This window comes from Coprococcus sp. HCN-4056 (assembly GCF_037892645.1).
Taxonomy (GTDB): domain Bacteria; phylum Bacillota; class Clostridia; order Lachnospirales; family Lachnospiraceae; genus Coprococcus; species Coprococcus ammoniilyticus.
In genome coordinates this window covers 23,238-39,690 of sequence record NZ_JBBKBL010000005.1, presented here as the reverse complement: position 1 = coordinate 39,690, position 16,453 = coordinate 23,238, and the positions used below count along the sequence as shown (strand labels likewise).

The window sequence follows — 16,453 nt, the reverse complement described above, 5'->3', positions numbered from 1 at the left end:
TCAGGCAGCAATCCTGAATCGGGGATATCAAGCTGCCTGATTTTTTCACAATGTATATTATTGAGAATAATTCTTGAAAAGAATTATAAATTTATTCGGTTTGTGGTATAATGAGTATAAAATCACTTGCTTGCAAGGATGAAAAAACAAATCGTATTTTGTAAAAGGGAGGTACAAGCATATGGACAAAAAAGCAATCTATAAATTATCCTATGGTGTATTCATGTTATCCACCAGATCAGGGGAGAAGGTAAATGGCTGCATCACAAATACATGTATGCAGGTGGCAGGTAATCCGGTTCGGGTTGCAATATCTGTATTAAACACGAATTATACATGTGACCTGTTGAAAGAGAGCGGGATATTCGCTTTGAGTATTCTGGATCAGACCTGCTCATTTGCAACGATAAAACATTTCGGGTTCCAGTCCGGCAGAGATGTGGACAAATTCGCAGATCTGCAGATGCCGAAGGACTGCAACGACATTCCGTATATGGGCTGGAATGCCTGTGCCGTGATCAGCGGAAAAGTAGTAGAACAGCATGACCTCGGCACACATACGTTATTTATTGCAGAAGTCGTAGATGCCAAGCTGATCAATGAAAATGCACCACTGACTTATGCGGATTATCAGACAAAGGTAAAACCAAAAGCAGAACCGAAAGCCCAGGACAAGAAGATCGTAGGCTGGCGCTGCCGTATCTGTAATTATGTATATGAAGGAAGCGAGCTGCCGGCAGATTTCACCTGCCCGATATGTGGACATGGGGTAGAGGATTTTGAGCCGGTGTATGAGGCGTAAGCTATTAAAAAGCTTATAAACAGGAGGACAATGCTATGGAACGAGTAGCAAAATTTCTAAAAGACGCAGAAACTTATTATTTAGCAACTGTAGAGGGTGACCAGCCAAGAGTCAGACCATTTGGAACTGCCCATATTTTTGAAGGCAAGTTATACATACAGACAGGCAAAGTAAAAGATGTATCAAAGCAGATCCATGCAAATCCGAAGGTTGAGATCTGTGCTTTTATGAATGGAGAATGGCTTCGTGTAGCAGGAGAACTGGTGGAAGATGACCGCAGAGAAGCAAGACAGTCTATGCTGGATGCATACCCTTCATTACAGAAGATGTATTCCACAGATGATGGTAATACCGAGGTATTTTATTTTAAGAATGCCACAGCAACATTCTCATCATTTACACACGAACCGGAAGTTGTGAAGTTCTAAATGTATTACATGGTTTGCAAAACGCCCTCGCTTGTATAAGCGGGGGCGTTTGCAATAGGTTATTGGTATTTGAAAGTGTATTTTCTAAAATTTGACAAAATATGCGTATATTATTGCACATTATGACAAATAAAGGTATAATATTCCCATAATAAAAGGGGGGCGGGTCTGAGATAGAGGCTTTTTAGTTTTCTATTTTCTCTAATAAGAAATCCCTATAATTATGAAGTGAAATTGATATGATGGACGATTTTTTGTACATGGTATAGATTAGTATATTCATATTAATGATTGATTGTAATAAAAAATACATTGTGGAATATAAGGCACGTTCCAATATGTGGCTATTACTAAATATCTTAATAATAAATTAGTATTTACATTCCACAATGTATTTAAAATTATATATGGAATGATAGAAAATTACAACAGGATGATTTTTACAAAAAACAATACCAATTAAATTATTTTTAAGTTATTGGTATTGACTGAGAATAAATATATGCTATTTTGATAATACAAAGAAAAATAAATTAACAAGGAGGTGAAAAAATGTATCAGATTAAGCTTTGTTTTAAATTGGAATACTCGTTTCTTCCGAAAGAGATGGATCGATTGTTTACAAGTTTTTTAAAGGCTGCGACGAAGAATATTTCCGAAGATTTGTATCAGCGTTTATATGATAAGAGCAGATCAATCATGAAGACGTTTACTTATTCGTATTATTTGCCTGGAGCTAAGTTTACAGCTGATAAGATACTTCTTGATAAGGACGAATTCATGGTATTTTTTACGGATGCTGATGATAAGGAATTTTTATATTTGTTTAATGCGTTTCAGACTATGAAATTCAGACATTATTCGATGAATAAAAATTCCATGCAATTAATGTCTGTGTATATTCAGAATATAAATGATATTACAGACGATGAAATCATCATAAAAATGCAGAGCCCATTATTGGCAAGATATCATGATAATGATACGAATTCAGATACTTATTATACGTTTGATAAGAATGAGTTTGCAGACGTTGTGAAAGAGAATGTTAAGATCTTTATTGAAAGAATGAATATTCCGGTTGAGACAGATGATTTTTCTATTCAGGCAATCAAAGGGAAAAAGGTTGTAATACCAGTGTTTGGAAGAAATACAGATGCGTCGCTTGGCATTTTCAAATTGAAAGGTTCTGTTGCTTTATTAAATGTTTTGCAGAGATCCGGAATTGGAGCGCGCAGGTCGACGGGAAATGGAAAGTTTGAAGTATTAGGTTAGAAGAAAGGAGGATTATAAGTTTGGGTAGAATCTATATACCAATGGGTGATTTTCTGAAAAATGCGGGAATCGTAGGTATGCATTATATACTGGACGAAATTGCTGATGCATCGGAAGATTTGGATTATGGCTATACGGAGGATAATCAGCAATTATGGCTTGATACAGATTTCTGTCAGAAAACGGACTGGACGGATTTATACTTCCGTGGGATCACGACATATTACAGGTCACATAGTGTATATCAAACAATATTGGATAAGATTAAGAATTTGTTAGCTGTACTGGATTTGCCGGAATGGGATGGTAAAAAGTGGAAAGATGATATCAAATTCATTAACGATAAACTTTTGTCTAACAGTTATAAATCGGGCATTGCCAGTATAAAGGATGAGGTTGATACCACAGAAGCATATGAGCTGCTTAAGGCGGTAAAACTGAAAGAATCTATGGAACCGGAACTGTTGCGGGATCGATTGGTTCAGTTATATGAATTTCTTATTCAGCCCATTTGTGCAGAAACCTTGATCATGAAAAGTGCTATATACAATTACATCAATCGTTTCTGGGATGGAAAATGTTTTCTATTACGTGCAAATGCAGCGAAAAATATGCGAGAGGTTTTTGAAAATGATTTTTCAGAACCATTTCGGACTTATATAGCAATTGATCAAAAGAAGGCAAAGGAGATATGCATTGATTGTAGTGCAATGATTGATTCGAAGACGAAAGTATCACTTGCATTTATGAAGGATCAGGCAGATGATCTGGCAAGAAAACAATCAGCTTTCTGGAATTGTAAGGTAGATGCTTTCCTGTGTCCGGTGTGTGCATTTGTATATGCGTTATCTCCGCTTGGTTTTTATCTGATGGAAAATCGATTTTTGTTTATTAATACGGATCAGAACATTCAGGAATTATTAGAAGCAAATCGTAAGGATGGCGTCATGCAGGATGCGGAAAGGGAAGATGAAGAACGATATACTTCATGGATTTCCAGAACATTGAATCTGTTATTGAAGATGAAGACAGAAGAACTTGGTAATATTCAGGTTATAACCAGAGGCAGAGATGAAAGCGAACGTTATACATTTGATATTATTAATAAAAATATCCTTGCAATATTAAATGATGAGAAAGTAAGGGCTGGACTTGATGTATTAAGTAAATACCCATATATAAAAAAGGGGACTGAATATATAAATATACATGAAACAGTAATATTGAATATTCTTCGGTATAGAAATCAATATCCATTATTAAATATCTTGTTAAGGCAGTCTTTGGATACAAAGACATATTTGGTAGATGCATACTGGGTATATGACATTCAGATTCGTGTAAGTTTATTGAAGAAAGACAATGTAGATAAGAATAGGATAGGAGGTGCGATAGTGAATCGATACAAAGTTAGAGAGTGTGGATATGAATTAAGAAATAAACTGTTGGCTGCGAAAGGCACAAGCGATGATTCAAGAATCAGAGGTACTGTATATCGATTACTGAATGCAGTTGCAGTTGGAGATGTTTCTCATTTTATGGAAATTATAATGCGTATCTATTGTTCTGTAAATCTGACAGTTCCGGATGCATTCATAGAGTGTCTGGATAATCGAGAGAAGTTTAGAGAGTATGGATATGCATTCCTTATGGGATTAGAAGGAAGTCATTATGAAAAGAAGGAGGAAAAGGTTAATGATTAGGAATGGTTTAACACTTACAATGGTATTTCTTGCAGAAAGTGCAAATTATGGAGAGGGCGTAGGTAATATTACGACACTCAAAAAATTATCACGAGGAACATATGAGCAGTATTCTTATATATCAAGACAGGCATTAAGATACAATATTATTCAGCAGTTAGGCTGGGATACAACACCTGTTGATGGTAAGAGTGGAGTGGTTCAGTTTGCACCAACTGCCAATATAAAAGATTACCCGGAAATTGACTTTTTTGGTTATATGAAGACCAGCGCAAAAGGAGAGGATAAAAAAGGCGGAGCAGATACCAGAAGTGCAGTTGTTCGACTGAGTAATGCGGTATCATTAGAGCCTTATCAGAGCGATCTGGAATTTTTAACCAATATTGGCTTGGCAAAACGTCAGGATCTTGATAATGCGATCGCACAGAGTGAGATACAGAAATCATTTTATTCATATACGATCACGATAGATCTTGATCGTATTGGTGTGGATGGAGATCTTGAGATATCTGTAGAAGAAAAAGCAGATCGAGTAAAGAAATTCCTTGATACGATCCAGTATTTATATCGTGATATAAAGGGAAGAAGAGAGAACCTTAGTCCTGTATTTGCAATCGGTGGTCGATATATAAGAAAAAATCCGTTCTTTGAAAATAGAGTATCTTTGGAAAATGGTGCGATAAACACGAAGATGCTTGAAGAGATTATTGAAAGTGATGAGGATATAAAGAACAATACCTGTGTTGGAGTTGTGACAGGTATTTTCCAGAATGATGCAGAATTAAAAGATACATTGCATGCAAAGACCGTTGCGGATGTATTTAAACAGTTGAAAAAGGAAGTTGATGAATATTATGGAGCGAGCAATTAGAATTGATTGTTTTCAAAACCTTGCGAACTACAGAAAACCAAGTAGTTTCATTATAAAAGAATCTTATCCGTTGCCACCATATTCAACTGTTATTGGTATGATTCATGCAATTAGTGGATTTGACAGTTATCACAAGATGCAGGTAAGTATCCAGGGAGAAAACGCAGGTTCTGTATCAGAATTATACACAAGATATTCATTCAAATTCGATACAAAGTATGAAGAAGGAAGACATCAGCTCTGTATCAAAGGTGAAGACAAAGATTATGGTGTGTTTAAGGGGATTGCACATGTAGAACTGATCTGTGATAATCGGATGGTTTTACATATTATACCTGAGGAGGAAGATTTTGATAAGATTTATCAGGCACTGAAGTGTCCGATTATTTATCCATCATTAGGGCGGTATGAAGATTTGCTGGATATTCAAAATGTAGAAATTGTTGAATTACAGAAAGTTGAATCAGCAACGATTCGAAATAATATCTATATTCCATTTCAATCAGAACTGGATATTGGACGACGTACAAGCACGACTTACATGTTAACAAAGGAATACGAGATAACACCGCAGGGATATCGCAGATGGAAACCGGATGGTGGAAAGATAAAAGCGCATTATATGCCGAAGGATACTTCAGTAGTGAATGCATATATCGATACCTATGGGGATGTTGTTGCGTTCGCATAACAAGATAAGAGAGGGATTGACAATACGATATGGAATATTATGCAAAGTCAAATGACACCAAGAAAGAGGTTAAAAATGTAAATGACATCAGAAACATATTGATTTATCTTTTGGACAACCAGATGGATAAATTGAATGAAAACGAGTCGAAGATGATCATTTCTTACTTGGATTCTTTGAAACAGCAAACTGTTCAGGAGCAAAAAACTTTAAGAGAACATGAGAAGGATATTGTTAACTGTGCAGGAAAATTCTTTGAGATTTTTTATATGTATTTTACAGAAAAGGAAAAGAATCTGGTTTTAGAGGCATGCCGAGTGCATGACCTTGGAAAAGCTAATTATATTTTCCAGACAATTGTCAATCCCCAACTTACAAGGATGGCTGAAAGGCAGATACCACATGGTTTTCTTAGTGCACTTAGTTTATCAGAGAAACAGGTTAAGCAGGAAATACCAGAATGTACAGGCGATGACTTTTCTGTGTTATTGACAGCCGTCTATTATCATCATGATCGGAAGGATAGTTTTTCTGATAAGGATTTTTATGACTATTACGATAAATGGTATAAAAAATATTTGCAGGAATATTTGGGAAAGGAAGATGTGAAATTTTCTGCCGCAAATCGTAATCAACTGTTGTATTCGAATAATCCTACAATGAAATTGAGAAGTGTAGATGAGCAAACATGGTGTGAATATATGTTGATAAAGGGCTTGTTGAATAAGTTTGACTGGACGGTAAGTGCAGGATATGAAGAAGCAGAATTACACAGTGACATTGCTGAGAAAAAATTATGCAGCACGATTCGCGATTACTTTTCAAATTCATTGCGTGAGTTGCAGGTTTTTATGCAGGAACATAGTGATGATAATGTTGTAGTTATAGCACCTACTGGATCAGGAAAAACAGAGGCAGCTTTATTATGGGCAAATGGCGAGAAAGGTTTTTATACATTACCGTTAAAAGTTTCTTCTAATGCCATATATAGCAGAATAAAGGACAGGTATATGTATAAGGATGTAGCATTGCTTCATTCTGATAGCTTAAGCAGTTATTTTGATGGAACAGATGGGAAATTTACAGATGGGAATACCAGATATGAGCAGGCAAAATTGTTCTCGTATCCACTTACTGTCTGCACGGTAGATCAATTATTTAAATTTGTTTATAAAGCCCCGGGAACTGAGATTTTTGCAGCAACACTGAAATATTCAAAATTAATTATAGACGAGATTCAGTCATATTCTCCTAAGATAGTAGCAGCATTAATTTACGGCTTGTCAGAACTAAAACAAATGGAAGGAAAATTCGCAATCATAACAGCAACATTTCCGCCGGTTTTAGAATTTTTTATGCGAAAATATCGGTTGATAAAGGATCGTGATTATATTTTTAGAGATTTTTCCGATACAATGGGAACAGACAGGCATACGATCGCATTATTTCATGAAGAATTTGATTTTGACAGAATTGCGGAAGATGGATACAAGAAAAAAGTTTTGGTCATGTGCAATACAGTATCAAAGGCACAGAAGGTATATGAAGAATTATCCCAAAGAACAGACGAGGTATTCCTGCTTCATTCCAGATATATTCGGAAACATCGAGATCAGTTGGAAAAGATGATAATGGATTTTTCCGATAATGATGAGATGACAGGTATATGGGTAACAACCCAGATTGTAGAAGCAAGTCTGGATATTGATTTTGATGTTCTTTATACGGAGATGTGTACGGCTGACAGTTTATTGCAAAGAATGGGACGGTGTAATAGAGCAGGAAAAAAGGATATAACTGATGCAAATGTATTAATTTATGTTAATTATTCAGGATGTATGAAGAATGGAAAAGGAATATATGACAGTGATATATATGATAGATCTGTACGGTTATTAGAGGAATATAATGGAATGCTTTTTTCCGAAAAAGATAAAGTTCAGTATATGAATAAAGTTTATGATGTAGACGCATTAAAGAATACGGCTTACTTCCAAACGATAAAAAGAAATCTGGCTAAATTTAAATCGTTGCAGCCGTTAGATTATACATCTAAGAAAGATATCGATGAGGATTTTCGTGGAATAAAAAGTATTACAGTAATCCCAGATAGAATATATCAGGAAAATCAGGAGCTGATCGAGGCAATAACGGGTGTTTTAGATACACCATATGTTGACAGTAATATACGAAGGATATTGAAAGCAAAACTGGCAGATATAACTCTTAATCTGAATCTGTATTCGGATCGGAGAAAATTAGATGGTGTGGATTTGAATTGTATAAATGACAGATTAGATATTCACAGGACATGCTTATTATATGATTTTGATGAAATGACAGGACGGGGTATGGGCTTATCGTTAACGAAGTATGATGATGAGTGGAATTTCATATAAGGAGGAATTGTGGAAAATCGAGTTACTGGTGTAATGATTTATTATTATTTTGTGTGTAAAAGAAAATTATGGTATTTCATAAATGAAATAAACATGGAATCCGATAATGAAAATGTTATGTTGGGTAAATTACTTGATGAGAACAGTTACCGGCGTGATGATAAACACATTAATATCGATAATGTAATAAATATTGATTTTATAAAAGAGCATCAGGAATTACATGAGATAAAAAAGAGCAAGGCAATAGAAGAAGCAGGAATCTGGCAGGTTAAATATTATCTATATTATTTGAAACAACGAGGAGTTAAGGGCTTAACGGCAAAGATTGATTATCCATTGATCAAGAAAAATATTGTTGTTGAACTGTCAGAGGATGATGAAGTACAGTTGCAGAAGACAGTTGCAGATATAGAAAAGTTAAAAATGCAGGAACAACCACCAGCATTTGAAAAACAAAAAATATGTGGAAAGTGCGCATATCATGATTTGTGTTTTATCTAACATGGAGGGATAATGGGACAAAGTTTTTATATTTACAATAGTGGAGATTTAAAAAGAAAAGATAATACACTTCAATTTATATCTACAGGTGGAGAAAAAAGAGATATTCCGATTGAACGAATTGATGATATTTATGTCATGTCAGAAATGTCATTTAATACAACATTTTTGAGTTACATTTCTCAATATGGAATCCCGATACATTTCTTCAATTATTATAATTTTTATACAGGTAGCTTTTATCCAAAAGAAAAGCTGTTGGCAGGTCAATTATTGGTAAAACAGGTTGAACATTATACTGATTATGGCAAGAGATTGACCATTGCAAAAAAAATTATAGAAGCGGCTGCCGATAATATTTACCGAAATCTCCGGTATTATAACGGGCGAGGTAAGGATGTGTCTTCCTATATGTCAGAAATTGATTCGTTGAGAAAAGAATTACCCAAAACATCAACGATTCAAGAGTTAATGGGAATAGAAGGAAATATACGAAGACATTATTATGCAGCGTGGAATGTTATCATTGATCAGGAAATAGAGTTTGATAAAAGAGTTATGCATCCGCCTGATAACATGATTAATTCGTTGATTTCTTTTGTTAATTCTCTGATTTATTCAAAGGTTCTTAGTGAGGTATATCATACACAATTGAATCCGACGATAAGTTATCTCCATGAACCTGGTGTCAGAAGATTTTCGCTATGTCTGGATGTAGCAGAAATTTTCAAACCGTTGATAGGAGATCGACTTCTTTTTTCTTTATTAAACCGTAATCAGATAACAGAAAAAAGTTTTACGAAGGAGTTGAACTATTTGCATTTGAATAGGGATGCATCCAGATTGATTGCACAGGAGTTGGAGAAAAAATTACAGCAGACAATTATGCATAAAGATTTAGGTCGCCCTGTTACATATCAGTATCTGATGCGTTTAGAGTTATACAAGTTGATCAAGCATCTGATCGGTGAAAAAGAATATGAAGGATTCAGAATATGGTGGTGAAATATGTATGTAGTATTGGTATATGACATAAATAAAGAAAACAATGGACAAAAACGATGGAATCATATTTTTAAGATTTGTAAAAGGTATTTGTCCCATATACAAAATTCTGTTTTTGAGGGAGATATCACAAAAGTACAACTTGTGAAGCTGAAACAGGAGCTGGATGAATATATTGATCATGAATTGGATTCCGTTATTATATTTAAAAGCAGGCATGAAAAATGGTTGAATAAAGAATTTTGGGGTAAGGAAGATGACAAAGCCAGTTTCTTTATTTGAAATTGTCGACCATAAATATTGCAAAAACTGCCGTCAGTCGACAATGTGATGAAATATAGAAAAATGGAATATACAATTAAAAAATAGAATGTGTATTCCCAGTATTGAAGCAAGGTCGACAGAAAGAGGATATGAAAGCATTGTAAAATATTGCTTTTTTATAGTGTTGGTTTTAATAGATACATGGTGGAATGTGAATCATTTAGAAGAAATAAACCGGCACGATTTGGAAGTGTTTTAATAGATACATGGTGGAATGTGAATTAAAGATTTAAACAAACGAGTTAGACTGTTAGTAAAAGTTTTAATAGATACATGGTGGAATGTGAATGCAGGTGTATGGACTATAGGTTACGGACATACCGGAGTTTTAATAGATACATGGTGGAATGTGAATGTTTTTAGATGAAATCAAAAGGTTCATTGACAGTAACGTTTTAATAGATACATGGTGGAATGTGAATGCTTCTATCAACCTTGGAAATGTAAATACGGAAATATCGTTTTAATAGATACATGGTGGAATGTGAATATCATATGATATGCAATATCTAATGATGCAACTACGGTTTTAATAGATACATGGTGGAATGTGAATGTATTACCGAAAACATTCGCAAAGATTTTTGATGGTTTTAATAGATACATGGTGGAATGTGAATGTTGACCGGTCGGAAACGTAAGTGTTCCATACACAGTTTTAATAGATACATGGTGGAATGTGAATATGCTGATGGTGACACGAACGAAAGCGGTGCTACCGGTTTTAATAGATACATGGTGGAATGTGAATCTTGAAGTTGTTTTATTTCCTAACGCAATGGAAGCTGTTTTAATAGATACATGGTGGAATGTGAATACTATCTTTGATTCAGCAGGAACTCCTTCTTTTGGTTTTAATAGATACATGGTGGAATGTGAATATTAATGGGATAACGAATTACACGGTACCGGAATGGTTTTAATAGATACATGGTGGAATGTGAATCCGTCACTTGAGATATACTTTTTACCGCTTAAATCGTTTTAATAGATACATGGTGGAATGTGAATTATGAAGCAATCAAGGTTATTGATGCATGGGGACTTGAGTTTTAATAGATACATGGTGGAATGTGAATGTTCAATGATATGCCCGTCCTCATCACATAAACATAGTTTTAATAGATACATGGTGGAATGTGAATGTTATTGAATGACTGTTCGGTTGTGTCAGCATCACCGTTTTAATAGATACATGGTGGAATGTGAATTCTGAATCAACTGCATCTTTTGTAACTACGTCTGAGTTTTAATAGATACATGGTGGAATGTGAATATGTTGGCTGGCTTTTTATGGATGCAGGAGAACCAGTTTTAATAGATACATGGTGGAATGTGAATTGCTATACCGGGGATATAACTCTTGTTTTGGCTTCGTTTTAATAGATACATGGTGGAATGTGAATAATGCTACACATGGTATAAAGTCGGTTACATCACGGGTTTTAATAGATACATGGTGGAATGTGAATTCTGAAAATGGTGGATTCATAATGATGAGATCGTGTTTTAATAGATACATGGTGGAATGTGAATTATTTTCCGTCATTCTTTCGTGCTGTGACTGTTTTCTGTTTTAATAGATACATGGTGGAATGTGAATTCTATTTGTGGATTTGGTATGAATTTTCAGAAATGTGTTTTAATAGATACATGGTGGAATGTGAATATCGATGGCACTAATAAATCACTTGAAAGTGTCAGTGTTTTAATAGATACATGGTGGAATGTGAATAGGATAGTTACAGGTATATCAAGTCTTGCACAGAAAGTTTTAATAGATACATGGTGGAATGTGAATACATCAATTTAGGTAATGTAAACAGTGGAATATCCGCGTTTTAATAGATACATGGTGGAATGTGAATGACAAAGACGATGCATATATATACTCGATTGATCGGTTTTAATAGATACATGGTGGAATGTGAATCTTTTAAATGTGACCTTAACAGAACTACCGGAATGGGTTTTAATAGATACATGGTGGAATGTGAATGCAACCGGAACGGATAGCAATAAAAATTTATCAGCAGTTTTAATAGATACATGGTGGAATGTGAATGCAGAAGATTGTCATACATTGATCTTAACTGACACGTTTTAATAGATACATGGTGGAATGTGAATGTGTACCGTTCGCGTATGGAATTTGGTGGGTATTTGGTTTTAATAGATACATGGTGGAATGTGAATTTTACAATGATACACTCATGGAATCAATGAAAGATTGGTTTTAATAGATACATGGTGGAATGTGAATTCGGATGGTAGTATATGTTCACAATTTGTCATACGAGTTTTAATAGATACATGGTGGAATGTGAATACCTTTAAAATTTATAATTCTTCCGTTGTCGTGTCCGTTTTAATAGATACATGGTGGAATGTGAATACCTTTAAAATTTATAATTCTTCCGTTGTCGTGTCCGTTTTAATAGATACATGGTGGAATGTGAATGAAATTCTGTCCGTATCCGTTCTGGTAACTCATTAGTTTTAATAGATACATGGTGGAATGTGAATTTGAAAATTTCGGTAAATTTATAGGCTTGGAAAATGTTTTAATAGATACATGGTGGAATGTGAATATGATCTCAGCCGGAAAAATCGCAAATATGTACGGGTTTTAATAGATACATGGTGGAATGTGAATGAAAGAGAGGAATTTATTTTTGAAAAAAACAAATGGTTTTAATAGATACATGGTGGAATGTGAATAGCAAATGTTTTGCGAGTTTTTCGGGAGCAGTTGATGTTTTAATAGATACATGGTGGAATGTGAATTGAGATTGACGTGTTGACTACATATAAAGACGATTTTTGTTTTAATAGATACATGGTGGAATGTGAATAAGCGACGCTTTGCATCGCTTTATGTGGTCAACTGAGTTTTAATAGATACATGGTGGAATGTGAATCGCATCTAAAGACATATTCGAAAGTAGATAAGTGCGTTTTAATAGATACATGGTGGAATGTGAATTTAGCATTTGGAAGTGAAGTATCAACAGAAGTCCCTGTTTTAATAGATACATGGTGGAATGTGAATGATGATACAGTTAAGATTTGCTACGGAAATGAAAATGTTTTAATAGATACATGGTGGAATGTGAATCAATATAAAAATATATCAAGAGGATGGAGTGTATATGTTTTAATAGATACATGGTGGAATGTGAATAAAACAACAGATACAAAGAACTGTAGGTGGTGTAAATGTTTTAATAGATACATGGTGGAATGTGAATAATAAGGATGATGCTTATATCTACTCGATAGATCGTGTTTTAATAGATACATGGTGGAATGTGAATGAAGAATTTACAAATTATCTTAGAGAAGCCGGTTTTGTTTTAATAGATACATGGTGGAATGTGAATGTGGATCTATTGCTATAAGTAAAAGTTATAGCAAACCGTTTTAATAGATACATGGTGGAATGTGAATTTTATACGCAAGTCGGGTAATTATAAAAATGGCAATGTTTTAATAGATACATGGTGGAATGTGAATTCTTAAACTTGATATCTCCACGGAGATTAACCTCTTGTTTTAATAGATACATGGTGGAATGTGAATCCGTTCCGGTGATCGAAGCCAATCGTGGATTTTTAAGTTTTAATAGATACATGGTGGAATGTGAATTTGCACAGACGATGGGAGCAAATTACTATCCTACAACGTTTTAATAGATACATGGTGGAATGTGAATCTTATAAAATCTGATTGGCGTTATATGATACACGAGTTTTAATAGATACATGGTGGAATGTGAATAACTCATATGTTTCATAGTCTAATGCTGTTTTTTCGTTTTAATAGATACATGGTGGAATGTGAATTTGATATATCCAACCGACCGGATTTTCAAGATCATGGTTTTAATAGATACATGGTGGAATGTGAATGACATCTCTACCGGATCATATATATCATATGCTGCGTTTTAATAGATACATGGTGGAATGTGAATTCAGAAAGGCAAGGTTGTAGCTTATGAAAGAATTAAGTTTTAATAGATACATGGTGGAATGTGAATAAAAGCTTTAAAACATGTGAAATAGTACAACAGCTGTTTTAATAGATACATGGTGGAATGTGAATGTATTAAGCAAGGTTTCAATCGTCACACGATCATACGTTTTAATAGATACATGGTGGAATGTGAATTATATGATAAGGTTACTGTGATTGTTTTAATAGATACATGGTGGAATGTGAATACTTGAATGCGTGGGAGCCACCTGCAAGAGGGATTAAGTTTTAATAGATACATGGTGGAATGTGAATGAGCGTATCAGCTCTATGATCTCTTCTTTCCGTTCGTTTTAATAGATACATGGTGGAATGTGAATGTGTCTGCCGCCGGGCAGGCAGGTGAATGGGAAGATACGTTTTAATAGATACATGGTGGAATGTGAATTTGACACGCTCCAGCAAGAAAAAGGATGGGAACTCAGTTTTAATAGATACATGGTGGAATGTGAATATCATTGATACATCAAAGATGACACTCAACGACATTGTTTTAATAGATACATGGTGGAATGTGAATGAAGATGCTAGGCTTCTCTTACATAACGCAAGAGAGTTTTAATAGATACATGGTGGAATGTGAATTTAAAAAGGGAAGACAATGCCTTGTTGCTGAGCTCCGTTTTAATAGATACATGGTGGAATGTGAATAGAATTAAGTCGCTAATCTCGGAATCCATAGAGGAGTTTTAATAGATACATGGTGGAATGTGAATATATTTGACACAATCTAGTAGTGTATCTCTAACCGCGTTTTAATAGATACATGGTGGAATGTGAATGAGGAAACAAAGGTTAGAATGTGGGATGATTGAGGGTTTTAATAGATACATGGTGGAATGTGAATAGTAAATTTGCCTTATTCATCTTTGACCTCCTGTTGTTTTAATAGATACATGGTGGAATGTGAATTAGGGTGGATATTTCGCTGTGAGTGAATATTGAACGGTTTTAATAGATACATGGTGGAATGTGAATTTAAAAGGCAGCGGATTCAAAACCTTAAATGAATTGGGTTTTAATAGATACATGGTGGAATGTGAATGCAGTTGATGGATGTAGAACAACCAAAACAGGATGGTTTTAATAGATACATGGTGGAATGTGAATCATTCATAGTTAGTAGCGGCACGCCCCGGCATCAAAGTTTTAATAGATACATGGTGGAATGTGAATGATTCACTGCCATCTAATAAGACATTCAATGACTCGTTTTAATAGATACATGGTGGAATGTGAATAAGTTTAGTCGCCCCAAATTAAAGGGAAAGGTCAGGTTTTAATAGATACATGGTGGAATGTGAATTATGTATATACATGTCATATTTCTATCCATGTGCATAAGTTTTAATAGATACATGGTGGAATGTGAATCATATCTTTTTTCATAATCAATTCCAGTGTATTCCACGTTTTAATAGATACATGGTGGAATGTGAATATGAAATGGGCTATTGAGCTTGATGATTCAATGTTGTTTTAATAGATACATGGTGGAATGTGAATGTTGCTATTACAATTCTGGTCATTTGGTACTTATCGTTTTAATAGATACATGGTGGAATGTGAATCAAGCACTGCCATGCTTTCTGAATTTGTGAATTTTGTTTTAATAGATACATGGTGGAATGTGAATCAGCTTGCAGAAGGTGGTGTACTTAAGAAAGGTCAGGGTTTTAATAGATACATGGTGGAATGTGAATGTATTACCATATACCTCAGCATCACCGGATACTTCAGTTTTAATAGATACATGGTGGAATGTGAATCTGTCTTTTAATGGAATCAACCGGATTGTGAATTTGGTTTTAATAGATACATGGTGGAATGTGAATGTATTTACAAAAGCAGATGCCGCAAAGCAGTATATTGTTTTAATAGATACATGGTGGAATGTGAATTCTTCTCCAGCGCATCTATCAGCTCGTCTGCTCCGGTTTTAATAGATACATGGTGGAATGTGAATGACACTATCTGCGGTCCTGCTTCAATCAATCCTGCTGTTTTAATAGATACATGGTGGAATGTGAATACTAACAAACTTGGCGCAGGTGTTGAAGAAGTATCAGTTTTAATAGATACATGGTGGAATGTGAATAAGAGCTGGCGGTCGTGTGAGATCGTCAATCAGCTTGTTTTAATAGATACATGGTGGAATGTGAATGAGCATGTGTCTTGCTTTGAATCAGAGTGTTTACAAGTTTTAATAGATACATGGTGGAAGGTGAATACAGAGAGCTTGTGTACTTGGTTTAATATAAAACCGTTTTAATAGATACATGGTGGAATGTGAATATGTATTTAAAGAAAGAGCTGCGCTTGAACGCCGGAGTTTTAATAGATACATGGTGGAATGTGAATGTAGATGCAGCAATCATCAGTTATCTTCTTGCACAGTTTTAATAGATACATG

General features: G+C 34.7%; 10 protein-coding genes and 1 CRISPR repeat array (1 of these 11 running past the window's edge). All 10 genes read left to right on the top strand.

Features of this window, described 5'->3' with window-relative positions:
- The first annotated feature begins 181 nt into the window (after positions 1 to 181).
- The 10 genes from WKT03_RS08570 (at position 182) to cas2 (ending at position 9,960) form a co-directional block, all read left to right on the top strand.
- Positions 182 to 802, top strand: coding sequence for a flavin reductase (locus WKT03_RS08570; RefSeq protein ID WP_340391573.1), 621 nt, complete (start codon positions 182 to 184; stop codon positions 800 to 802).
- 35 nt (positions 803 to 837) lie between these two features.
- Positions 838 to 1,230 (top strand): pyridoxamine 5'-phosphate oxidase family protein, encoded by a 393-nt coding sequence (locus WKT03_RS08565; protein WP_340391571.1) that lies wholly within the window; start codon positions 838 to 840, stop codon positions 1,228 to 1,230.
- Positions 1,231 to 1,782: 552 nt separating this feature from the next.
- The gene (gene cas6, locus WKT03_RS08560; protein ID WP_262530192.1) at positions 1,783 to 2,505 is read left to right on the top strand and encodes a CRISPR-associated endoribonuclease Cas6; all 723 of its coding nucleotides are present in this window, start codon (positions 1,783 to 1,785) and stop codon (positions 2,503 to 2,505) included.
- A gap of 20 nt (positions 2,506 to 2,525) precedes the next feature.
- The gene (gene cas8a1 / locus WKT03_RS08555) at positions 2,526 to 4,208 is read left to right on the top strand and encodes a type I-B CRISPR-associated protein Cas8b1/Cst1 (protein WP_340391567.1); all 1,683 of its coding nucleotides are present in this window, start codon (positions 2,526 to 2,528) and stop codon (positions 4,206 to 4,208) included.
- Complete coding sequence (cas7i, locus tag WKT03_RS08550) at positions 4,201 to 5,079, top strand: type I-B CRISPR-associated protein Cas7/Cst2/DevR (protein WP_117785336.1); 879 nt, start codon at positions 4,201 to 4,203, stop codon at positions 5,077 to 5,079. The genes cas8a1 and cas7i overlap by 8 nt, the downstream gene beginning before the upstream one ends.
- The gene (cas5b, locus tag WKT03_RS08545; RefSeq protein WP_243000418.1) at positions 5,063 to 5,770 is read left to right on the top strand and encodes a type I-B CRISPR-associated protein Cas5b; all 708 of its coding nucleotides are present in this window, start codon (positions 5,063 to 5,065) and stop codon (positions 5,768 to 5,770) included. Before cas7i ends, cas5b begins: the two co-directional genes overlap by 17 nt.
- 29 nt (positions 5,771 to 5,799) lie before the next feature.
- Positions 5,800 to 8,169, top strand: coding sequence for a CRISPR-associated helicase Cas3' (cas3, locus tag WKT03_RS08540; RefSeq protein ID WP_340391564.1), 2,370 nt, complete (start codon positions 5,800 to 5,802; stop codon positions 8,167 to 8,169).
- A 9-nt stretch (positions 8,170 to 8,178) separates the two neighbouring features.
- Positions 8,179 to 8,673 (top strand): CRISPR-associated protein Cas4, encoded by a 495-nt coding sequence (locus WKT03_RS08535; protein ID WP_242996181.1) that lies wholly within the window; start codon positions 8,179 to 8,181, stop codon positions 8,671 to 8,673.
- Positions 8,674 to 8,685: 12 nt separating this feature from the next.
- The gene (gene cas1b / locus WKT03_RS08530; protein WP_117808677.1) at positions 8,686 to 9,678 is read left to right on the top strand and encodes a type I-B CRISPR-associated endonuclease Cas1b; all 993 of its coding nucleotides are present in this window, start codon (positions 8,686 to 8,688) and stop codon (positions 9,676 to 9,678) included.
- Between the two features lie 3 nt (positions 9,679 to 9,681).
- Entirely contained in the window at positions 9,682 to 9,960 is a 279-nt protein-coding gene (gene cas2, locus WKT03_RS08525) for a CRISPR-associated endonuclease Cas2 (protein ID WP_117808676.1), read from the top strand.
- A gap of 169 nt (positions 9,961 to 10,129) precedes the next feature.
- Positions 10,130 to 16,453: direct repeats of the CRISPR family, unit length 30 nt; unit sequence GTTTTAATAGATACATGGTGGAATGTGAAT; it runs 1,197 nt beyond the window's last position.

Coding starts and splice junctions, on each gene's coding strand:
- WKT03_RS08570 (WP_340391573.1), top strand. CDS start 182: ATGGACAAAAAAGCAATCTATAAATTATCCTATGGTGTATTCATGTTA.
- WKT03_RS08565 (WP_340391571.1), top strand. CDS start 838: ATGGAACGAGTAGCAAAATTTCTAAAAGACGCAGAAACTTATTATTTA.
- cas6 (WP_262530192.1), top strand. CDS start 1,783: ATGTATCAGATTAAGCTTTGTTTTAAATTGGAATACTCGTTTCTTCCG.
- cas7i (WP_117785336.1), top strand. CDS start 4,201: ATGATTAGGAATGGTTTAACACTTACAATGGTATTTCTTGCAGAAAGT.
- cas5b (WP_243000418.1), top strand. CDS start 5,063: ATGGAGCGAGCAATTAGAATTGATTGTTTTCAAAACCTTGCGAACTAC.
- cas3 (WP_340391564.1), top strand. CDS start 5,800: ATGGAATATTATGCAAAGTCAAATGACACCAAGAAAGAGGTTAAAAAT.
- cas1b (WP_117808677.1), top strand. CDS start 8,686: ATGGGACAAAGTTTTTATATTTACAATAGTGGAGATTTAAAAAGAAAA.
- cas2 (WP_117808676.1), top strand. CDS start 9,682: ATGTATGTAGTATTGGTATATGACATAAATAAAGAAAACAATGGACAA.